The sequence below is a fragment of the Pseudomonas sp. JL27(2026) genome (genome assembly GCF_056933555.1).
The window spans coordinates 939,265-960,359 of record NZ_CM167794.1; the positions used below are offsets into that span (position 1 = coordinate 939,265).

General features: G+C 61.3%; 15 protein-coding genes. 10 read left to right on the forward strand and 5 right to left on the reverse strand.

Annotated features, from left to right (window positions below):
• Positions 1-46: 46 nt before the first annotated feature.
• The 4 genes from ampD to AC1Z1G_RS04265 all read left to right on the forward strand — a co-directional run bounded on the left by ampD (position 47) and on the right by AC1Z1G_RS04265 (position 4,364).
• Positions 47-607 carry a 1,6-anhydro-N-acetylmuramyl-L-alanine amidase AmpD gene (gene ampD, locus AC1Z1G_RS04250; protein ID WP_483625127.1) on the forward strand — a complete coding sequence of 187 codons (561 nt, stop codon included), beginning with the start codon at positions 47-49 and terminating at the stop codon, positions 605-607.
• The gene (ampE, locus tag AC1Z1G_RS04255) at positions 604-1,440 is read left to right on the forward strand and encodes a regulatory signaling modulator protein AmpE (protein ID WP_483625129.1); all 837 of its coding nucleotides are present in this window, start codon (positions 604-606) and stop codon (positions 1,438-1,440) included. The genes ampD and ampE overlap by 4 nt, the downstream gene beginning before the upstream one ends.
• Positions 1,441-3,078: 1,638 nt before the next feature.
• On the forward strand, positions 3,079-3,783 hold the full coding sequence (locus AC1Z1G_RS04260) for a methyl-accepting chemotaxis protein (protein ID WP_437128166.1): 705 nt from the start codon (positions 3,079-3,081) through the stop codon (positions 3,781-3,783).
• Between the two features lie 191 nt (positions 3,784-3,974).
• The gene (locus AC1Z1G_RS04265) at positions 3,975-4,364 is read left to right on the forward strand and encodes a hypothetical protein (protein WP_483625131.1); all 390 of its coding nucleotides are present in this window, start codon (positions 3,975-3,977) and stop codon (positions 4,362-4,364) included.
• Here AC1Z1G_RS04265 and AC1Z1G_RS04270 read toward each other — a convergent pair whose 3' ends face one another.
• Both AC1Z1G_RS04270 and cra read right to left on the reverse strand, forming a co-directional pair.
• On the reverse strand, positions 4,365-5,141 hold the full coding sequence (locus AC1Z1G_RS04270) for a TatD family hydrolase (protein ID WP_483625133.1): 777 nt from the start codon (positions 5,139-5,141) through the stop codon (positions 4,365-4,367).
• Positions 5,142-5,143: 2 nt separating this feature from the next.
• Positions 5,144-6,139, reverse strand: coding sequence for a catabolite repressor/activator (gene cra / locus AC1Z1G_RS04275; RefSeq protein ID WP_483625135.1), 996 nt, complete (start codon positions 6,137-6,139; stop codon positions 5,144-5,146).
• A gap of 283 nt (positions 6,140-6,422) precedes the next feature.
• Between cra and ptsP the strand changes: the two genes are divergently transcribed.
• The 4 genes from ptsP (at position 6,423) to AC1Z1G_RS04295 (ending at position 13,677) form a co-directional block, all read left to right on the forward strand.
• The gene (gene ptsP, locus AC1Z1G_RS04280; protein WP_483625137.1) at positions 6,423-9,284 is read left to right on the forward strand and encodes a phosphoenolpyruvate--protein phosphotransferase; all 2,862 of its coding nucleotides are present in this window, start codon (positions 6,423-6,425) and stop codon (positions 9,282-9,284) included.
• Entirely contained in the window at positions 9,284-10,225 is a 942-nt protein-coding gene (pfkB, locus tag AC1Z1G_RS04285) for a 1-phosphofructokinase (RefSeq protein WP_483625139.1), read from the forward strand. Before ptsP ends, pfkB begins: the two co-directional genes overlap by 1 nt.
• A 10-nt stretch (positions 10,226-10,235) precedes the next feature.
• Entirely contained in the window at positions 10,236-11,975 is a 1,740-nt protein-coding gene (locus AC1Z1G_RS04290; protein WP_483625141.1) for a PTS fructose-like transporter subunit IIB, read from the forward strand.
• A 160-nt stretch (positions 11,976-12,135) separates the two neighbouring features.
• Positions 12,136-13,677: an alkaline phosphatase D family protein gene (locus AC1Z1G_RS04295; protein WP_483625143.1), complete on the forward strand. Its 1,542-nt coding sequence runs from the start codon at positions 12,136-12,138 to the stop codon at positions 13,675-13,677.
• Positions 13,678-13,897: 220 nt separating this feature from the next.
• On the opposite strand, the gene AC1Z1G_RS04300 is transcribed toward AC1Z1G_RS04295, so the two are convergent.
• The 3 genes from AC1Z1G_RS04300 to AC1Z1G_RS04310 form a co-directional block, all read right to left on the reverse strand.
• Positions 13,898-14,263 carry an endonuclease domain-containing protein gene (locus AC1Z1G_RS04300; RefSeq protein ID WP_483625145.1) on the reverse strand — a complete coding sequence of 122 codons (366 nt, stop codon included), beginning with the start codon at positions 14,261-14,263 and terminating at the stop codon, positions 13,898-13,900.
• Between the two features lie 48 nt (positions 14,264-14,311).
• Positions 14,312-16,843, reverse strand: a complete 2,532-nt coding sequence (locus AC1Z1G_RS04305) for a PepSY domain-containing protein (RefSeq protein ID WP_483625147.1) — start codon at positions 16,841-16,843, stop codon at positions 14,312-14,314.
• Between the two features lie 131 nt (positions 16,844-16,974).
• Positions 16,975-19,302, reverse strand: a complete 2,328-nt coding sequence (locus AC1Z1G_RS04310; protein WP_483625149.1) for a TonB-dependent receptor — start codon at positions 19,300-19,302, stop codon at positions 16,975-16,977.
• 206 nt (positions 19,303-19,508) lie between these two features.
• Between AC1Z1G_RS04310 and AC1Z1G_RS04315 the strand changes: the two genes are divergently transcribed.
• Positions 19,509-20,189, forward strand: coding sequence for a Fe2+-dependent dioxygenase (locus AC1Z1G_RS04315; RefSeq protein WP_483625151.1), 681 nt, complete (start codon positions 19,509-19,511; stop codon positions 20,187-20,189).
• A gap of 3 nt (positions 20,190-20,192) precedes the next feature.
• Positions 20,193-20,948 carry a tetratricopeptide repeat protein gene (locus tag AC1Z1G_RS04320; RefSeq protein WP_483625153.1) on the forward strand — a complete coding sequence of 252 codons (756 nt, stop codon included), beginning with the start codon at positions 20,193-20,195 and terminating at the stop codon, positions 20,946-20,948.
• Positions 20,949-21,095: the final 147 nt, after the last annotated feature.

The window sequence follows — 21,095 nt, forward strand, 5'->3', positions numbered from 1 at the left end:
ATCACGGCATACTGGCGGCATCAAAAGCGTTGTTGAAGGAACCTGTATGCAGCTGGACTCCGCGAGTGGTTGGTGTCAGGGCGTTCGCCACTGCCCGTCCCCCAACTTCAATGCGCGCCCTTCAGGCGAAATCTCCCTGCTGGTGATCCACAACATCAGTCTGCCGCCGGCACAGTTTGCCACTGGCAAAGTGCAGGAATTCTTCCAGAATCGACTGGACGTCACGGAGCATCCCTATTTTGAAGGGATTGCCGAGCTGCGTGTGTCTGCTCACTTTCTGATTGAACGTGACGGTGCAGTCACCCAGTTTGTCTCCTGTCTTGAGCGCGCCTGGCATGCCGGTGTTTCGTGCTTCGAGGGGCGTGAAACCTGTAATGATTTTTCCCTGGGCATTGAACTGGAAGGCACGGATGATCTGCCGTTCACTGACGCTCAGTATCAGGCGTTGATTGCCCTGACCCGGCAATTGCAGAACGCCTTCACGGCTATTACCGCGCAGCGGATTTGTGGCCACAGCGATATCGCTCCCGGTCGCAAGACTGACCCGGGACCTGCGTTTGACTGGGCGCGCTATCGCGCGGCTCTGGAAAAAGGGGAAGGACAATGAGTTTTCTGGTGTTACTGCTGGCGGTCTGGATCGAGAAGTTCTCGGCCCTGCGTCAGCGGGTGCAGCGTGACAAGAGATGGTTGCATGAGCTGGCCAAACTGGAAGCCAGCCCACGGCTGACGGGCCGGCCGTGGCTGGTGCTGGCCTTGCTGGTGTTGTTGCCGGTCGTACTGCTGGGGCTGCTGTTGGTGGTTCTGGACCCTCTGGCCTACGGTTTGCTGGCCTTGCCGGTGCACGTGCTGGTGGTGATTTACAGCCTGGGCCGAGGTGATTTGCTCGGCGGTCTTGGGCCGTTTCGCGATGCCTGGCGCCGCGAGGACCTGCAAGCGGCGTCGCATGTCGCCAAACGTGACCTGGATATTTGCGCCGACAGTGGCGAGCAACTGCTGGAGCGGGTGCAAGCCCACCTGCTGTGGCAGGCCTACCAGAGCTTTTTTGCGGTGATTTTCTGGTACTTCCTGCTGGGCCCCGTCGCGGCCCTGAGCTATCGCCTGCTGGCGCTGGCCGCTGAACACAGCAAGAACCCGGCGCTGGCGGAGCGCGCCAGTCAATTGCGCCACGCCTTTGACTGGGTGCCGGTGCGCTTGCTGGGGGCCAGTTTCGCGTTGGTCGGCAATTTTGTCGCGGTCAGCCGGGTGATGTTGCACGAGCTGCTGAACTGGAACATCAGTGCCGCGCAGTTGATCGAGAAAGTGGGCCTGGTGGCCGGTGAGATTCCAGCGCCCGTGACGGGCCCGGAAGGCCTCACCAGCCTGGACCGGATCTGGGAATTACTGCTGCGTGCCGCCGTGCTCTGGTATGCGGGGTTTGCGTTGTGGACTGTTCTGCCGTAACCACCTCAACGCTGAAATGAACCTCATTGTGGTGAGGGCGCTTGCTCCCGCTGGGGGCGAAGCCCCCCAGTACATGCCCAAGTGATTAGGAAAACCTTATCCGGCCTTTTGCGGCTGCTTCGCCGCCGAGCGGGAGCAAGCGCCCTCGCCACAAGTGGTTCATCTGTTCAGATGAACCATATCTTGTCGTTAACCTTAAGTTACAAAGCCATCTCTTGATTTGAGCTATACAGAAGTAGCGCGCCATAGTGGCTATCTGCTGTATTCGGCTGCGCCGACCAATAAAAATAAAAAATCCAAGGGAGGCTTCCAGTGAAGAGCTTGCTCTATCCTGCTGTCGCACTGATGAACCGCCTGAGCTTCGGCATGAAGTTCAGCTTGATCAGCGTGCTGTTTTTACTGCCGATGCTGGTGACCAACTTCTATCTGGTCCGCGACTCCTATCGCGAGTTCCAGGGCACCCAGGTCGAATTGCAGAGCCTGGACCTGTTGGGCAGCAGTTTGACATTGCGGCGGGACCTGGAAACCCTGAACAACCTCGTACAGATCAACGCCACCCTCGGCCAGTCCGGCAAGGCTGGCGATGTCGAGACGAAAATCGCCGCCCTGGAGCAGACCCTCCTGCAACGCTTGCAGGGGTTGAAGGCGATGGCCATCGACCCAGATCAGATCGCGGTGTTCGACGCCAAGCGCGATGAAATGATCAGCGCCTTCAAGGCCCAGCAAGCCGAAAATTCGCTGCAAAGCAAAAGCGCATTAATCGGAAAATTGCTTGGCAGTGCGCAGGTTTTCAGTCAGATCATCGCCAGTCAGGCCGGCCTGAGCCGCGACAACCAGAGCGACATGCGCCAGTTGAGTGAATTGATCACCAGCGTCACCCCGCGCGTCACCCAAATCCTCGGCGAAGGTCGGGCGATGGGGGCTTATTCCCTGGGGCAGGGCTTTCTCAACTCGTCTTCCAGCACCCGATTCGATGAACTGCTGGCGCAGATCGAAAGGCTCCAGGCCGAGTACGGGCTGAAATTGCAGGACGCGCTGGGCTCCAGTGCGGCGGCCCGCGAGCGTCTCGCTTCATTGGCCGACACCAGCAAAGCGTCGCTGAAAAAAGCCAGCGAGCTGTTCGAAGAGCAAGTGGTCATGGCCGACACCCTCGATGCGCCGTGGCCCGCGTTTTACGATCAGGTCAGCGAGTTGATGGCTCAGACTTACCAGTTGAATGAAGCGACGCTGAAGTTTCTCGATGTTCAGTTACAGCAACGTCTGGAGCAGAACCGTACGCACATGGTGCTTCAGGCATCGGCCCTGACGGTGGTGTTCGTGCTGATCTTTTACCTCTACGGCGGCTTTTACGCCTCGACCCGCACCACGCTCAAGCGTTTGGGCGCGGTGATGGAAAAAGTGGCGGCAGGTGATATGACCGTGACCTTTACCGCTCACAGTCGCGATGAATTGGGCGAGTTGGGCAAGGTGTTCAACGCCACCGTGGCCAAGATTCACGACCTGATCGAGTTAGTGGGCAAGACCGTTAACGAAGTCGAGCGTCAGGCCGGGCAAGTGGAGTCGGTGTCGGCCCAGAGTAATCAGGCCGTGGCCGGTCAACGCAGTCAGATCGAGCAGGTGGCCACGGCGATGAATCAGATGTCAGCCACCGCCCAGGAAGTGGCGCGCAGTGCGGCAGCGGCGGTCAGCAGCGCCCACAGCGTCAACGACGAAACCATCAGCGGCCGTGGCCTGGTGGAGTCGCAGCAGGGCAGCATTGCACAACTCGCCAGCGAAATTGATTCCTCGGTGCAGGTCGTCAATCAACTGGCCAGTGACAGCCAGTCCATCAGCCGCGTGCTGGAGGTGATCAAAAGCATCGCCGAACAGACCAATCTATTGGCGCTCAATGCGGCCATCGAAGCCGCTCGGGCCGGTGCACAGGGGCGCGGTTTCGCGGTGGTCGCCGACGAGGTGCGGACCCTCGCCAAGCGTACGCAACAATCAACCGAAGAAATCGAGCAGATGATCACCCGGCTGCACAGCGGCGTCGGCGCGGCGGTGAAGGCCATGGGCGTCAGTCATCAGACGGCGAGCGGTACGGTGGGGCAGTCGGAAAAGGTTCAGCAGGCACTGGAAAACATCCTCGGCGCGGTGGGCATGATCGTCGATCAGAACCAGCAAATTGCTGCTGCCGTGGAGCAACAGACCTCGGTGGCCCACGATATCGACCAGAACATCGTCGAGATCAACCGCGCCGGGGAGCGCACCGCCCAGGGCGCACACCAAACTGAAGACGCCAGCCGGGCGCTCTCTGCACAAGTGGTGCAGTTGAAGCAGTTGATCAGTGCCTTTCGTGTGTAGTTGAGCCGGGCGCCGAAGGAATGCTGAATTCTCCGTGTCGTCTTGGTCTGAACAATCTGTAGTACTTATTAACTTTGTGAGTGAGCAGTTTCCTGTTTTCCTTCTCGGTCGGATTTGCTGTCTTCAATGATGGAAGATCCGCGTCTTTCGACCCGCTGGCTATTGCGCCACTGCCCTGAGGGAGTCCGTGTATGACTGCTGCACCCATTGGAATCAAGGGTCGCTGTGCCCATTGCCAGATCACCTTGCTGCTCAAGCCCTGGCAACTGAATGCGATCGCGATCAACGAGGCGTTTGCCTGTTCCCATTGCCAGCAAACCTTGCAGCTCAGTTGCCCGAAGCAGATCAAGCGCTTCAAGTCACTGGATGCGCTGGCGATGCTGCGCGCCAGCATGATTGTGTTGGTCGCGACAGCACTGTTGGTCGCGCTGGTGCTGGAGTGGGTGGGCTTGCTCAGTGTGGTCGAACAACTGAATTTCTCGCTGGTCGCGGTTTTTGTCTACTTCGTGGTGATGCGCCTGGCCCGGCATCGGCAGCACATGACGCTGATCCTGCAAGCCGCCAGGGCACACGCCGACTGACTACCAGTTGAACAGCGCGCAGGTGTTGGCGGTGCTGGCGGCCGCCAGTTGCTCTGGGGTGATGGTCATGATGTCAGCCAGCGCCGTGCAGATGGCGGGCAAGTGAGCCGGGCTGTTACGTTGGCCGGGGAACATGGCGGGCGCCATGTCGGGTGAATCGGTTTCCAGCACCACGCTCGCCAACGGCAGTTGAGCGATGACCTTGCGCAGGCGCAAGGCTTGCGGCCAGGTTGCAGCGCCGCCAAGGCCCAGTTTGAACCCCAGCTTGATGTACTCGCGGGCTTCTTCCTGGCTGCCGGCGAAGGCATGAATGATCCCGCCACGCTTGAGCTTGAAGCGTTTCAACGTCGCAATCACCGCCGCATGGCTGCGCCGTACATGGAGCAGGGCCGGCAGCGCGAAGTCCGCGGCCAGTTGCAGTTGCGCCTCGAACAGCACCTGTTGGCGTTCGCGGTCCAGGGTCTCCAGGAAGTAATCCAGACCGATCTCGCCCACCGCACACAATTGCCGATGCCCGGCCAGTCGGGTCAGCCAGTCGCCGAGTTCCGTCAGGTCGGCGGGACGGTGTTCATCGAGGTAAACCGGGTGCAGGCCAAACGCGGCATGCAGGTCGGGATCACGTTGCACCAGATCCCAGAGGTGCTGCCAATTGCGCTGATAAACCCCCAGCACCACCATCCGCCGAACCCCTTGGGCGCGACAGTCTGCCAACAGCGTTTGGCGGTCGGCGTCGAACTCCGCAAAGTCCAGATGGGTGTGGCTGTCGATCAGCTCCACGGTCAGTCCTGGCGAATTCGCTGTTTGAAGGTCCGTGCAATAGCCTGCACGCCGGGCTGATACTGGCCGTCCTCGATGGCGGCGAGGGCCAGTTGCAAGGCTTTGTCGGCGATCAATTGGTGTTGCTGGGCCATGGCGTTGACCGGTAACGGCAGGAAGTCCAGCAACTGGGTGTCGCCAAACGTCCCGAGGCGTAGCGGGCGGGACTTGAGCGGGAAGTCGTGCAGCGCATCGAACACGCCTTGCAGCAGCACGTAAGACGTGGTCACCAGCGCGTCCGGCAAATGGCCGAGGCGTTGCAGCAGTTCTTCCATCAACTGGCGGCCGCATTCACGACTGAAAGACTCGCCGTGTTCGATCATGACCTGGCCTTCGAAGCCGTCCAGTGCCTGCCTGAAACCGGCCGCTCGCTCCTGGCTGATGCTGAGTTCGGGGCGCGCGCCGATCAATGCGATCTGTTTGGGCGCCGGCTGCAACAGGCTGCGGGTGAGGTGCAGGCTGGCTTCGCGATCATCGCTGATCACCGAGCAGAAATGCTCGGGCTCCATGACCCGGTCGATGGCAATCACCGGCATGCCCTTGGCCTGTAACTGGCGGTAGCTGTCGTCATCGGCCGGCAGGCAACTGGCGACGATCAGCGCATCGCAGCGGCGTGCACGAAACAGCGCCAGCAATTGCCGTTCGCTGTCCGGCGCATCGTCGGAGCTGGCGATCAGTAATTGATAACCCCGTGCCCGGGCGCCTTGTTCGAGCAGCTTGGCAATTCGTGCGTAACTGGGGTTTTCCAGGTCCGGCAGGATAAAGCCCAGCGTGCGGGTGTGCCGACTGCGCAACCCGGCCGCTTGAGGATTGGGCGTGAAGCCATGTTGTTCGACCACCGCGCGCACGCGCTCGACGGTGGCGTTGCTGATGCGCTGCTGTTCGGCCTTGCCATTGATGACATAGCTGGCGGTGGTGACGGACACACCAGCCAACTGGGCAATATCACTGAGTTTCAACCCGGGAGTTCCTTGTTTTTCGGCCGATATTTTGTCCAATCCTACCCGATTAGGGCATGCGACCATTGTCGCAGCGCATCCGATGCGTGGACTTCAGGCCTTGAAGATTATCGAGTAATGTAGTCATTCACCTAGATTAAACGTTTCAGCCGGCGTATTTTCCTCATTATTGGCTATTTTGGCCGGTGCTACCGCGAAACTGCCAAAGAGTGTCCGCACAAAAGCCTAAGCTGATTCATTCAAAACAATACCTGGTGCATCATCGCGCCAAAAAGGAGAAAGCATGCTCGAGCTCACCCCGGAGCAGATATCCATGGGCCAGTCGGCCGTGGATAAAGCCGCTGCATTGCACCTGCTGGCCGACACACTGGTGGCCGATGGTTTGGTGGCCGACGGTTACCTTGCAGGTTTGCAGGCCCGAGAGGCTCAGGGCTCGACCTTTCTCGGTCAAGGTATTGCCATTCCCCACGGCACGCCGCAAACCCGCGATCTGGTGTTTGCCACCGGCGTGCGGCTGTTGCAGTTTCCCGAGGGCGTGGACTGGGGCGACGGACAAATCGTTTACCTGGCGATTGGTATCGCTGCCAAATCCGACGAGCATTTGCGCTTGCTGCAACTGTTGACTCGCGCCCTCGGTGAAACCGATCTGGGCCAGGCGTTGCGTCGGGCCAGTTCCGCCGAGGCCTTGCTGAAACTGCTGCAAGGCGCGCCGCAAGAGTTGGCGCTGGATGCGCAGATGATCGGCCTCGGCGTTTCCGCCGACGACTTTGAAGAGCTGGTCTGGCGCGGTGCCCGGTTGTTGCGTCAGGCCAACTGCGTCAGCAACGGGTTCTCGGCGGTGTTGCAGCAGGTGGAAGCGCTGCCGCTGGGCGACGGGTTGTGGTGGCTGCACAGCGAGCAGACGGTCAAGCGGCCGGGGTTGGCCTTCGTCACGCCCGATAAGCCGATGCGTTACCTGGGCCAGCCGCTGAGCGGGTTGTTTTGCCTGGCGAGCCTGGGGGAAGCGCATCAGGCATTGCTTGAACGTCTTTGCGCGTTGCTGATCGAAGGTCGCGGGCATGAACTGGGCCGCGCCACCAGCAGCCGCGCGGTGCTGCAAGTATTGGGCGGTGAGGTGCCGGCCGATTGGCCGAGTGCCCGTATCGTCTTGGCCAATGCACATGGCTTGCATGCGCGACCCGCGAAGATCCTCGCGCAATTGGCGAAAAGTTTTGACGGCGAAATCCGCGTCAGGCTCGTCGACGGCCAGGACAACGCGGTGTCGGTGAAGAGCTTGAGCAAGCTGCTCAGCCTTGGCGCCCGACGTGGGCAAGAGCTGGAACTGATCGCCGAGCCGAGCATCGCGGCAGACGCGTTGCCCGCGTTGTTGGCCGCCATCGAGGAAGGGCTGGGCGAAGAAGTCGAACCTTTGCCGGCCATCAGCGCGCATCGCGAGGTTGTCACCGACATCGCCCCCGCCGTGGTCGCTCCCGCCTCGGGCAGCCTGATTCAGGCCATCGCCGCCGCGCCGGGGATTGCCATCGGCCCGGCCCATATTCAGGTGCTGCAAGCAATTGATTACCCGCTGCGCGGCGAATCCACGGCCATCGAACGCGAGCGCCTGAAGGCCGCACTGGCCGCTGTCCGTCGCGACATCGAAGGGCTGATCCAGCGCAGCAAGGCCAAGGCTATTCGCGAGATTTTCATTACCCATCAGGAAATGCTCGACGACCCGGAGCTGACCGATGAAGTCGACACGCGCCTCAAACAGGGCGAAAGCGCCGAAGCGGCGTGGATGGCGGTGATCGAGGCGGCAGCCAGACAACAGGAAGCCTTGCAGGACGCGTTGCTCGCCGAGCGTGCGGCCGACTTGCGCGACATTGGTCGGCGGGTGCTGGCGCAACTGTGCGGTATTGAAACCCCGAGCGAGCCGGATCAGCCCTACATCCTGGTGATGGACGAGGTCGGCCCATCGGATGTGGCGCGCCTCGACCCGACGCGGGTGGCCGGCATTCTCACTGCACGCGGCGGCGCCACCGCTCACAGCGCCATCGTCGCTCGAGCCTTGGGCATTCCGGCGCTGGTCGGTGCCGGTGCGGCGGTGTTGCTGCTGGCGCCGGGCACGCCGTTGCTGCTCGACGGCCAACGTGGACGGCTGCATGTCGACGCCGATGCCGCGACCTTGCAGCGCGCCACTGAAGAACGCGACAGCCGTGAACAACGCCTGCAAGCTGCTGCGGCGCAGCGTCATCAACCGGCACTGACCACCGACGGTCACGCCGTGGAAGTGTTCGCCAACATCGGCGAGAGCGCGGGCGTGATCAGCGCTGTCGAGCAGGGCGCCGAAGGCATTGGTCTGCTGCGCACTGAACTGATTTTCATGGCCCATCCGCAAGCGCCGGATGAAGCCACCCAGGAAGCCGAGTACCGCCGCGTGCTCGACGGCCTGGCCGGGCGGCCGCTGGTGGTGCGAACTCTCGACGTGGGGGGCGACAAACCGTTGCCGTATTGGCCGATTGCCAAGGAAGAGAACCCGTTCCTCGGCGTACGCGGGATTCGCCTGACCCTTCAGCGCCCGCAGATCATGGAAGCACAGTTGCGTGCCTTGTTGCGCGCAGCCGATAACCGTCCGCTGCGGATCATGTTTCCGATGGTCGGCAGCGTTGAAGAATGGCGTCAGGCACGGGACATGACCGAGCGTTTGCGCCTGGAGATTCCGGTGGCCGACCTGCAACTGGGGATCATGATCGAAGTGCCGTCGGCCGCCTTGCTGGCGCCGGTCCTGGCCAAAGAAGTCGACTTCTTCAGCGTCGGCACCAACGACCTGACCCAATACACCCTGGCCATCGACCGTGGGCACCCGACGCTGTCGGCTCAGGCCGATGGTTTGCACCCGGCGGTGCTGCAGCTGATCGACATCACCGTGCGAGCGGCCCATGCCCATGGTAAATGGGTAGGTGTGTGTGGCGAGCTGGCGGCCGATCCGCTGGCGGTACCGGTGTTGGTGGGGCTGGGTGTGGATGAGTTGAGTGTCTCGGCGCGCAGCATCGGCGAGGTCAAGGCGCGGGTTCGCGAACTGAGCCTTGAGCAGGCAAAACAGCTGGCCCAGCAGGCATTGGCTTTGGGCAGCGCGACTGACGTGCGTGCATTAGTGGAGGTGCTGTGATGGCGAAGATTTTAACCCTGACTCTCAACCCGGCGCTGGACCTCACGGTGCAGTTGCCGCAATTGGCGCTCGGTCAGGTCAACCGCAGCGACACCCTGCACACCCACGCTGCCGGCAAGGGTGTGAACGTCGCACAGGTGCTGGCGGACCTGGGGCATCACGTCACGGTCAGCGGTTTTCTCGGTGAAGACAATCCGCAGGCGTTCGAAGCGTTGTTCGCCCGTCGTGGCTTTGTCGATGCGTTTATCCGCGTGCCGGGGGAAACCCGCAGCAATCTCAAACTGGCGGAAAGTGGCGGGCGCATCACCGATTTGAACGGTCCTGGGCCCGTGGTCAATGCCGCAGCGCAGCAGGCGTTGCTTGATCGTCTGGATCAGATCGTTGCCGGGTTTGACGCGGTGGTGGTCGCCGGCAGTTTGCCCCGTGGTGTCAGCCCACAGTGGTTGCAGGCACTGGTGCTGCGGCTCAAGTCCAAAGGCTTGAAAGTGGCCCTGGATACCAGCGGCGAAGCCTTGCGGGCGGGGCTGGCGGCGGGGCCGTGGCTGATCAAGCCCAATGTTGAAGAGCTGGCCGAGGCGCTGGGCTGCGAGGTGGTTTCGGTGACCGCGCAAGCCGAAGCGGCGAGCCGTTTGCACGCTCAGGGCATTGAACACGTGGTGATTTCCAACGGTGCCCAGGGCGTGAACTGGTTCAGCGTCGGCTCGGCGATGCACGCCACGCCGCCCAAGGTCAGTGTGGCCAGTACGGTGGGGGCGGGCGATTCATTGTTGGCGGGCATGCTTCACGGTTTGCTCTGCGCCGAGATGCCTGAACAGACCTTGCGCACGGCCACCGCGATTGCGGCCCTGGCGGTCACGCAGATCGGTTTCGGGATCAGCGATAGCGCGCAACTGGCGCAGCTCGAACAACGGGTGCGCGTTCACCCGCTGACAGAACAATAAGAGGTTGGTCATGAAGTTAGCCATTGTTACTGCCTGCCCGAATGGCATGGTCACCAGTGTGCTGTGCGCCCGTTTGCTGGACGCTGCCGCGCAACGTCAGGGCTGGATGACTTGCGTTGAAGTGCACGATGCGGCGCACCCCGAACGCCAGTTGTCCGCCGCGACCCTGGAGGATGCCGAGTGGGTATTGCTGGTCAGCACCGGGGCTGTGGATAAGTCGCGTTTCGTTGGCAAGCGCCTGTTCCAGAGCACGCCGTCCCAGGCCTTGCAGGATGTGGACGCGGTGCTGCGTCGTGGCGCTGAAGAGGCTCAGGTCTACGTCGCACCGCAAGCTTGTGTAGAACCGATCACGCTCGGGAAAAGTGCGCCGCGGCTGGTGGCAGTCACCGCGTGCCCGACCGGGGTGGCTCACACGTTCATGGCCGCCGAGGCCTTGCAGCAAGCGGCCAAGCGTTTGGGCTATGACTTGCAGGTGGAAACCCAGGGTTCTGTCGGCGCCCGCAACCCGTTGAGCGCGCAGGCCATCAGTGACGCTGATGTGGTGGTGTTGGCGGCTGACATTGAAGTCGCCACCGAGCGTTTCGCCGGCAAGAGAATCTACCGCTGCGGCACCGGCATCGCCCTGAAACAGGCTGAAGCCACGCTCAATAAAGCCCTGGCCGAAGCCACGCAGGAAACCGCGTCCACTGGCGCCAAGGGCCCGGCCAGGCAAGAGAAGGCCGGCGTCTATAAACACCTGCTGACCGGTGTGTCGTTCATGCTGCCGATGGTGGTGGCGGGCGGTTTGATGATCGCCTTGTCGTTTGTCTTCGGTATCACCGCATTCAAGGAACCCGGCACATTGGCGGCGGCGCTGATGCAGATTGGTGGCGACACGGCGTTCAAACTGATGGTGCCGTTGCTGGCGGGTTACATCGCTTATTCGATTGCCGACCGTCCGGGCCTGGCGCCGGGGATGATCGGCGGTTTGCTGGCCAGCACGTTGGGCGCCGGGTTTATCGGCGGGATCATTGCCGGTTTCATCGCCGGTTACGCCGCGCAGGCGATCAACCGTTATGCGCGGTTGCCGCAAAGCCTGGAGGCGCTGAAACCGATCCTGATCATCCCGTTGCTGGCGAGCCTGTTCACCGGTCTGGTGATGATTTATGTGGTCGGTAAACCGGTGGCCGGGCTGCTCGAAGGGCTGACCCACTTCCTCGACAGCATGGGCACCACCAACGCGATTCTGTTGGGGGTATTGCTCGGCGGCATGATGTGCGTCGACCTCGGCGGGCCGATCAACAAGGCTGCGTATGCGTTCTCGGTGGGGCTGCTGGCGTCGCAGAGTTATGCACCGATGGCCGCAACCATGGCTGCCGGGATGGTGCCGCCGATTGGCCTGGGCATCGCCACGTTCATTGCCCGGCGCAAGTTCGCCCAGACCGAACGCGAAGCCGGCAAAGCCGCACTGGTGCTGGGTTTGTGTTTCATCTCCGAAGGGGCGATTCCTTTTGCTGCCAAGGACCCGTTGCGGGTGATCCCGGCGAGCATTGCCGGGGGCGCGTTGACCGGTGCGCTGTCGATGTATTTCGGCTGCAAGCTGATGGCGCCCCACGGTGGCTTGTTCGTGATGCTGATCCCCAACGCGATCAATCATGCGTTGCTGTACCTGCTGGCAATTGTCGCCGGGAGCTTGCTGACGGCAGTGGTGTACGCGGTGGCCAAGCGTCCGGAGGCCGTCGAGCTGGCATTGGAACCCGCCAAGGCCTGACCTGTGGCGAGGGAGCTTGCTCCCGCGGGGATGCGAAGCGACCCCCAAATGGGACTGCTGCGCAGTCCAGCGGGAGCAAGCTCCCTCGCCACAGAGGTCTGTGTCTGTCACACCGGTTTCACACAGCCGTGCTTAAGTTTCTCTTTTTAGGGAGAGCACCATGAGCGAATTCGACCTGGGGCGCCGTCGAGTCATGCAAGCGGTCGGCGCCGGTTTGCTGTTGCCCGGCCTGGCGCCGGCAGTGATCGCCTCGGTCAAGGATCGTCCGCAGCTCACGGACGGCGTGCAGTCCGGCGACCTGTTGGGCGACCGGGCGATGATCTGGAGCCGCAGTGACCGCCCGGCGCGGATGGTGGTGGAATGGGACACTCGCAGTCAGTTCAGCAACCCTCGGCGTTTCGTTTCGCCGCTGGCCGACGCCCGTACCGATTTTACGGCACGGGTCGAGTTGACGGGACTGCCTGCCGATCAGGCGATTTTCTACCGTGTGTCCTTTGAAGACGCCCAAAGTGGCGTGGCCAGCGAACCCTGGTTTGGTCACCTGCGCAGTGTGCCGCAGGCACGCCGCGACATCCGTTTTGTCTGGAGCGGCGACACCGTCGGCCAGGGCTTCGGGATCAACCCGGACATCGGCGGCATGCGTATCTATGAAGCCATGCGCCTGCGCCTGCCGGACTTCTTTATCCACAGCGGCGACACCATCTACGCCGACGGCCCGGTGCCCGCGCAGTTGACCACCGAAAGCGGTCGGGTGTGGCGCAACATCACCACGCAAGCCAAAAGCAAAGTGGCAGAAACCCTTGATGAATATCGCGGCAACTATCGCTACAACCTGATGGACGAAAACATCCGCAGGTTCAATGCCGAGGTGCCGCAGATCTGGCAGTGGGACGACCACGAAGTGGTGAACAACTGGTCGCCGGGCAAGCAACTCGATGACCGCTACCAGAGCAAAGATATCCACAGCCTGGTTGGGCGTGCGCGGCAAGCCTGGCTGGAATACGCGCCGATGCGCCGGCAGAGCGCCGATGGCGGTGGCCGCATCTATCGCAAGCTCGGTTACGGGCCGCTGCTCGATGTGTTCGTGCTCGACATGCGCAGTTATCGCGGGGCCAACGACGACAACCTGGGCGGCGAAAAAGCCTTCCTCGGGCGCGAGCAACTGGACTGGCTCAAGCGTGAGTTGAAGGCTTCGAAGGCCCAGTGGAAAGTCATTGCCGCCGACATGCCGATTGGCCTGGGCGTGCCCGATGGCGAAGTCAGCCCCGGCGTGCCGCGCTGGGAAGCGGTGGCCAACGGTGACCCCGGCCCGGCCCAGGGGCGCGAGCTGGAAATCGCCGAGCTGTTGGGTTTCCTGCGGGCGCAAAAAGTACGCAATTACGTCTGGCTGACGGCCGATGTGCACTACTGCGCGGCGCACCACTACCACCCGGACCGCGCGGCGTTTCAGGATTTCGAACCGTTCTGGGAGTTCGTCGCAGGTCCCTTGAATGCCGGGAGTTTCGGGCCGAACACGCTGGATAAAACCTTCGGCCCGACCGTGGTGTTCGAGAAAGCCCCGACGACGCAGAACAGTTCACCGTTTGCCGGGTTTCAGTTTTTTGGCGAGGTGAATATTGACGGCCAGACAGGGGAGCTGAGTGTGGTGTTGCGGGATCTGGATGGGGTGGGGGTGTTTGAGCAGAAATTGTCGCCGGTTTGATCGTGTGAGCCTTCAAGAGCCCCCTCACCCTAACCCTCTCCCCAAGGGGCGAGGGGACTGACCGTGGGTTTCTTTAGAAATTTTGCGACATGAAAGTGCTGTGCTGAATCCATAATCGACTCGGTATTGCAGGTCGATGGATAGCGTTAGACACCTCGGTCAGTCCCCTCGCCCCTCTGGGGAGAGGGTTAGGGTGAGGGGGGACAACTTCAGATCAGAATCACACTGTTCGATCAGCAGCCACCCTGAGAATCTGTTCAAGAACATCGCTCATTTGCTCAATGACCTCCAGATTGCTGAACCGCACAACCTCAATCCCTTGCTGCTGAAGGTAAAGCGTTCGGCGCTGATCATGGATTCTGGCAGCCGTTTCATCATGCTGACCGCCATCAAGTTCAATGGCCAGTTTCAGCTCAACACAATAGAAATCCAGGATGTACGGCGGACAAGGAAACTGGCGTCGGAATTTCAGCTTGGCGAGCTGACGACTGCGCAGTTTTTGCCAGAGCAGGCGTTCGCAGCCGGTCTGGTTGACGCGCAATTGGCGGGCGAATTGGCGTTGCTCGAGAGTAGGCTGATTGGGCATGCTTCACGTCCGTGTGAAGGGGATGGAGGTTTAACTGTAGTTGGAGCTTTAGTAGACGTCCCGTCGATACCGCCCTTGCTCGATCAACCGCTCCACTTCATCAGCACCGAGCACTTCGTTGAGCACCTGATCCACGCCGGCCGCCATCCCTTGCAGGCTGCCGCAGATGTAGATCGATGCACCGTCCGCCAGCCACTTTTTCAATTCGACGGCGCGTTGACGCAAGCGGTCCTGTACGTAAACCTTCTGGGCCTGATCCCGTGAGAACGCCAGGTCCAGGCGTTCCAGATCCCCGCAAAGCAGCCACTCCTCCAGCTCCTCGCGGCAAAGAAAGTCATGCTCCCGATGACGTTCGCCGAACAGCAGCCAGTTGCGTTGTTGACCGTCGGCGATGCGCGCCTTGAGCAAACTGCGCAGCCCGGCAAGGCCGGTGCCGTTGCCCAGCAAAATCATCGGTACCGGAGCGGTCGGCAAGTGGAAACCACTGTTGCGCCGCACCCGCAGGCTGATCGCGCTGCCCACCGGCGCATGTTCGGTCAGCCAACCAGAGCCGATACCGAGGCTGCCATCGGCGTGACGCTCCTGACGCACGATCAGCTCCAGCACACCGTCGGCGGCAATCGAGGCGATCGAGTATTCGCGCATGGCCAACGGCACCAATGCATCCACCAGCGCTTGTGCATGCAGGCCGACCAGATGAGTGCGGTTTTCCGGCAACTGACGGCTGGCGAGCGCTTGTTCGAGGGTTTCCTGCAAGCCGTCGAGTTGCACCGCAGCATCGCTGGCAAGGCCCAGGCCCAGCAGGAAATGCTCGATGGCCCATGGGCAGTTGCGCGGCAACACTTCCACCAGATCGCCGGCCAGCCAACTGCTGGTGCTGGGTGCGGTCAGCCCCAGCAAGTACACACCGCAGCCACTGCTGTCGGGGTTGAGCAGTTCGCGTGTGCTCAAGGTCCAGTTGTCGTAACCCGGTGCCTGCCAGGTATCGACTGGCGCCTGCCCTGTCAATTGCCCCAGCTGTGTTTGCCAGTGGCGCAAGGCGTACGGGTCGCCGCTGTCGACGTCTACCGGGGCAAACAACGTGGTGCCGCCATGCTCCGCCAACCAGGTGTGCAAGCGCCGGGCGAAGCCGCAGAAGTGTGGGTATTGACGATCACCGAGGCCCAGCACGGCATAGTCGAGGTGTGCCAGGTTCAAGGCCCGGCCCAACACCTTGCGCTCGAAGCCGCGAGCGCTGTCCGGTGCTTCACCGTCGCCGAAGGTGCTGACCACGAACAGCGCATGGCTGGCGTCCAGCAGGTCTTGCTCACTGACAGCGGCCAGCGCCTGAACCTTCACCGGCAGGCCTCCCGCCTGCAACTGGCTGGCGGTCTGCCAGGCCAACTGCTCGGCAAAACCGCTCTGGCTGGCGAAGCCGATCAGCCAGGCTGGTGCGTCGCTGCTGTTGTGTCCGAGGTCCTTGCGGGCGTTATTGATCTGGCGTTTTTTGCGGCGACGGTCCAGGTACAGCAACCAGCCAGTGATGAAAAACAGCGGCATGGTCAGCGCGCCCAGCATCAGCACAATTCGCCCGACGAGGCCAAAATAACTGCCGACGTGCAACGCGTAGAGGCTGGTCAGCAACTGTGCCTTGAAGCTCTTGTCGCTGTAGCGATCATGGCGGCTGATGACACCGGTTGCGGGGTCCAGGGTGATCTGGTTCAACGCCCGGTCGTGGGGCGAGGTTTTCAGCAGATAGAACACGGTCGCCGGTTGCCCGGCCACTGGCGGCATGCGCACGTTGTAGGCGCTCAGGCCGGGACCGGCGGCGCTGTAGAGACTGCTCCAGATGGCGTTGTAATCGGCGACTGGCTCGGGGCCTTTGGGTGGCGGTGCGCCGCGACCGCTTCTGATGCGCTCGTTTTGTGGCGCATCGGACAGCAGTTTCGTCAGGCCCTTGTTGTACCACTCGTACGACCAGGACAACCCGGTCAGCGCCGCCAGCAGGTAGATCAACAGGCACCAGGTGCCGGCCACGGCGTGCAGGTCCCAATTGAAGCTGCGGCCCTTTTTCGCCCAGTCCAGGGTCAGCCAGGCACGCCAGTTGCCGACTTGGCGCGGCCAGCGCAGGTAGAGCCCGGACAGGCAAAAGAAAATCAGGATCAGGGTACAGGCCCCGGTGATTTGCCGACCGGTGTCCCCCATGGCCAGAAAGCGGTGCAGTTGCAGCATCAGGCCGAAAAAATCCTGACCGACCGCGTCGCCCATGAACTCGCCCGTGTACGGGTCGAAGTAGCGCATTTGCCCACGGCGCTCGCCCGGCGGCGGGGTGAAGAACACGCGCGCAGCGTTGCCGCTGTCGGTGTCGACCCAGAGCATCGAGACTTTTTTGCCTTCGCCAGCCTCGACCCTGGCCACCAGTTCCACGGGCGGGAGGACCCCGGCCGGTAATTTTTCCACGTGCAGCACCGAGGGGTTCAGCGCCCGCAGTATTTCGTCCTGAAAGGACACCGTCGCCCCGGTGATGCCCATCAAGGCCAGGACCAGGCCTGCACTGATGCCGAAGAACCAATGCAGCTGGAACAGGGTTTTCTTCAACACGTGGACCGCCTTGTTCGTTTAAAAGTGTTCGTCACGGCGCGCAGTATGCCGTGGGTTGTCGAGAGGTATTGGCTATTACACACAAAAGCCCCGCTCACATAATGAGCGGGGCTTTGGGCTTCACACTTGTATCAGAAGTGGAAGTTGGTGCTCAGCAATGCCGTACGGCCCGGCGCCTGGTTGGCGAAGTGGGTCGAGAAAGCTTTGTCGTAGTAGGTCTCGTCGGTCAGGTTTTGCAGGTTCAGTTGCAGGTCGACGTTCTTGCTCAACTTGTAGCTGGCCATGGCGTCGTAACGGACATAGGAGTCGACCATGGTGGTGTTGGCCACGTTGCCGAATACGTCATCGACATAGAACGCGCCACCACCCAGGGTCAGCTTCGGCGTTACGTTGTAAGTCGTCCACAGGCTGGCGCTGTTTCGCGGAGTGTTCGGCAATTGGTTGCCGTCGGTGGCGTGGTTCATCGCGCCGCCGTCAACCTGTTCGCTGTCCATGTAGGCGTAGCCGGCGAAGACTTGCCATTTGTCGGTGATCTTGCCGCTGGCCGAGAGTTCGATCCCTTGTACGCGCGTCTCGCCAGCGTTTTCGTAGGAGGTCGTGCCCACTTGAACCCGGGCGTTTTCTTTCTCGGTGCGAAACAGGGCAGCGGTCAACGACAGGCGATCGTTGAGCAGGTCCCACTTGGTGCCGATTTCGTAGTTCTTGGTGGTTTCCGGCTCCATGTCGCTGCTCAGCACGTTGCCATTACGGTCCTTGGTTCCCGCCAGCGGGTTGCCGTCCATGCCTTCGCCCAGGGTATTGCCCGGTGGCGTGGCCGAGGTGGCGTAAGACGCGTAGATGCTGCCGTGCTCGGTCGGTTTGTACACCACGCCGAACTGGCCGGTGACGAACTCGCTGGTATCGGCACCTTTGGCGGTGGTGACACCCTTGGCGTCGTAGGCCTTGTAGTCCGTGTCGAAATGGTCGTAGCGCAGGCCCATGTTCACCAGCCATTGCGGTGACAGTTCCAGGGTGTCGAACACGTACAGGGCGCGGGTGTTGGCGGTGGTGTCGGTGCCGGTACGGTCACGCGCGATGGAACCGTTCCACGGGTCGTTCGGGTTCGGGTTGGACAGCGAGGTGCAGTTGAAACCGCTCGGCGCGCCGATCATCGACGGGGTGCAATTGAAGCTTGGTTTGTCCGCCGGGCCTGAGCCTGGGGTGGTGTCGGTGTTGACGAGGTACCCAGACTTTTCGCCTTCCTCACGGGTGAATTCAATGCCGGTGGAGAAGCTGTTCTTGAACCCGGCGATATAGAAATCACCGAACAGATCAGTCTGGTTGGTGGTGGTGGAGACGTTGCTGACGCGGCTGTTGGCGCGGCGCCACACACTGCCGTTATTCACGTTGCCCTTGCTGTCGTCCGGCTGGGTCAGGATGTAGTCCTGCATGTTGGTGCCGTGGCGCAAGGTGTTCTTGACGGTCAGTGCGTCGGTCAGGTCGTGCTCGATGGCAAAGGTAGCGGTATCGGTACGGCCCTTGCGGAAGTCGCGGTTCAGGCCATAGAAGTTGCTGCTGTCGCCACCGGCGTTCGGCTTGTCCGGGTTGTGCTTGTTGCGATCGGCCTGTTTGCCGCTGGCGGGCATGCTGTACGGGATGCCCGAGTCTGGCGTGTCATTGTTCTCGAGGTGGTAGTAGTCGAGGTTGACGCGGGTGTCGGTGCCCAGCCCGAAGGCCAGCGATGGCGCGATGCCCCAGCGGTCGTAATCGACTTTGTCGCGACCGGCGACGTTGCTTTCATGGCTCATCAGGTTCAGGCGGCCAGCTGCGGTGTCTGTGAACTGGTAGTTGCCATCGAGGGTGTAACGCTGGGTCTGGTCCGAGCCCCAGGTGAACCCGCCGTCGAAGGCGTTGCCCAGGTGCGCTTTTTTGCTCACCAGGTTGATGCTGCCGCCCGCTGCGCCACGACCGCCAATGGCCGAGTTGGGGCCTTTGCTGACTTCGATCGATTCAACGGCAAAAATCTCGCGGCTCTGGGAGCCGGTGTCGCGGATGCCGTCGAGGTAGGTGTCGCCCTGGGCGTCGAAGCCACGAATGAACGGACGGTCGCCCTGTGGGTTGCCGCCTTCGCCTGCACCAAACGTGATGCCGGGAACGGTGCGCAGCGCATCCTGCATGGAGAGGGCGCCGGTGTCCTTGAGAACTTGTTGCGGGATCACAGTCACCGAACGCGGGGTATCAATCAGCGGCGCGGTGTACTTGGGCGAGGATGCTTTTTCGACCTGATAGGAGGTGGATTCCCGGGCTTCGCCGACAACGCTGGTGGCATCCAGGGAAATCGCATTGTTCGGCGCTTTTTCGTCAGTTTTTTCGGCCGCGTAGGCCATGTGGGCGGCGGAGCTGGCGGTAATGGCCACGCCAATTGCAGACGCGAGCAAGCGTGGTGAACTGACCGGTAACTGTGATGGTTGGCGTGACATGTGAATTCCCCTCCCCAAGGATTTGAGGTCGCGGAATATAGGTCAAACAAGTATGTGTATCAATTGCGACTTATTGCTATTTGCGCCGAATTTACATTCTTTACAATTTATCCTTACGGTTTTTACAGTCTCATTCGTCTGACGGGTTTTACAGTCTCAATAAGAATCAATACCATTGCGATCCTTTTGCTTTCAGGTATCGCGCCATGCTGCTTCATATCCCCGGCTTGTTCTCTCGTGACGAGGTGTTGCGCATTCGCGAGGCTCTGGAGCAGGCTGACTGGGCGGACGGCAAGATCACCGCCGGCTACCAGTCGGCCAAGGCCAAGCACAACCTGCAATTGCCTGAAGGTCACCCGCTGGCCCAGGAAGTCGGCGCGGCGATGCTGGAGCGTCTGTGGAGAAATCCGCAGTTCATGTCCGCCGCGTTACCGCACAAGGTGTTTGCGCCGCTGCTCAATTGCTACACCGCCGGTGGCAGTTTCGACTTTCACATCGACAATGCGGTGCGCCAGCCCAAGGGCAGCGTTGAGCGGGTGCGCACGGACCTGTCGTCGACACTGTTCTTCAGCGACCCGGACGACTACGACGGCGGTGAACTGGAAATCCAGGACACCTTCGGCACCCAGCGGGTCAAGCTGCCAGCGGGCGATATGGTGCTGTATCCGGGTTCCAGCCTGCACAAGGTCAACGCGGTCACTCGCGGTACGCGTTATGCGTCCTTCTTCTGGACCCAAAGCCTGGTGCGCGAAGACAGCCAGCGCACCTTGCTGTTCGAGATGGACGGGGCAATTCAGCAGTTGACCCAGGACGTGCCCGATCACCCCTCGCTGATCCGCCTGACTGGCACTTATCACAACCTGTTGCGTCGCTGGGTCGAGGTTTAGGCCATGGATTTTCGACTGCGCCGCGAAGAAGTCCTGGACGGCGACCAACTCGGCGCCATGCTTGCCGAAAGCCCGGCCCGCGCTGCCCAGGCGATTTTGATGGCTGCCAAGGCGGGCATCCTTGAAGGCCAGGCCTTGCTCGGGCAAATCCTGCTTGAAGGGCAGGGCATTGCCAAGGACCCGGCGCTGGCCTTGCGCTGGTTCGCAATCGCCGCCCAGGGTGGGCACCTGATGGCGCGCAACATGCTTGGCCGTTGCCATGAACATGGTTGGGGCTGTCATGCCGACGCCACGGTCGCTGCGGGGCATTATCGCTTCGCCGCCGATGCCGGGCTGGACTGGGCGATGTACAACTACGCCAACCTGCTGGCCACTGGGCGTGGCGTGCCGGAGAACCATGCGCAAGCGTTGAATCTGTATCGCCGGGCCGCCGAGTCGGGCCACGTGAAATCGATGAACCTATTGGGGCGCTATCTGGAGGACGGGCGGTTTTGTGCAGCCGATCCGGTTGCAGCCCTTGGTTGGTATCGACGTTCTGCTGAAGGAGGGGACTTCCGGGGACAATTCAGTTACGGCACTTGCCTGGCCGAGCGTGGGCGGACAGATGAAGCGACCGTATGGCTGCAAAAAGCACTGATGGGCGGTAATCCGAACTTCTTACGGACGGCGGCGCACACGTTGCGCGAGTCTGGGTTAGACACGTTGGCCGATATTTATCTTAGTAGAATGCAGGTATTAACTGCCGAGGCAAGTGGTTAAATACTCTCGCCTGATAGTTGCTGAATTAAAAGAGCGTTAACCCTCAGGTGTATTTTATGTCTGAGGGTTTTTTATGGGGTGAAGAAGTTGATTAGGTTGTAAGTTGTTGTTGGAATGAATTTTTAATATTTGTTGCTTTGACGATTA

Coding starts and splice junctions, on each gene's coding strand:
- ampD (WP_483625127.1), top strand. CDS start 47: ATGCAGCTGGACTCCGCGAGTGGTTGGTGTCAGGGCGTTCGCCACTGC.
- ampE (WP_483625129.1), top strand. CDS start 604: ATGAGTTTTCTGGTGTTACTGCTGGCGGTCTGGATCGAGAAGTTCTCG.
- AC1Z1G_RS04260 (WP_437128166.1), top strand. CDS start 3,079: ATGTCAGCCACCGCCCAGGAAGTGGCGCGCAGTGCGGCAGCGGCGGTC.
- AC1Z1G_RS04265 (WP_483625131.1), top strand. CDS start 3,975: ATGACTGCTGCACCCATTGGAATCAAGGGTCGCTGTGCCCATTGCCAG.
- ptsP (WP_483625137.1), top strand. CDS start 6,423: ATGCTCGAGCTCACCCCGGAGCAGATATCCATGGGCCAGTCGGCCGTG.
- pfkB (WP_483625139.1), top strand. CDS start 9,284: ATGGCGAAGATTTTAACCCTGACTCTCAACCCGGCGCTGGACCTCACG.
- AC1Z1G_RS04290 (WP_483625141.1), top strand. CDS start 10,236: ATGAAGTTAGCCATTGTTACTGCCTGCCCGAATGGCATGGTCACCAGT.
- AC1Z1G_RS04295 (WP_483625143.1), top strand. CDS start 12,136: ATGAGCGAATTCGACCTGGGGCGCCGTCGAGTCATGCAAGCGGTCGGC.
- AC1Z1G_RS04300 (WP_483625145.1), bottom strand. CDS start 14,263: ATGCCCAATCAGCCTACTCTCGAGCAACGCCAATTCGCCCGCCAATTG.
- AC1Z1G_RS04310 (WP_483625149.1), bottom strand. CDS start 19,302: ATGTCACGCCAACCATCACAGTTACCGGTCAGTTCACCACGCTTGCTC.
- AC1Z1G_RS04315 (WP_483625151.1), top strand. CDS start 19,509: ATGCTGCTTCATATCCCCGGCTTGTTCTCTCGTGACGAGGTGTTGCGC.
- AC1Z1G_RS04320 (WP_483625153.1), top strand. CDS start 20,193: ATGGATTTTCGACTGCGCCGCGAAGAAGTCCTGGACGGCGACCAACTC.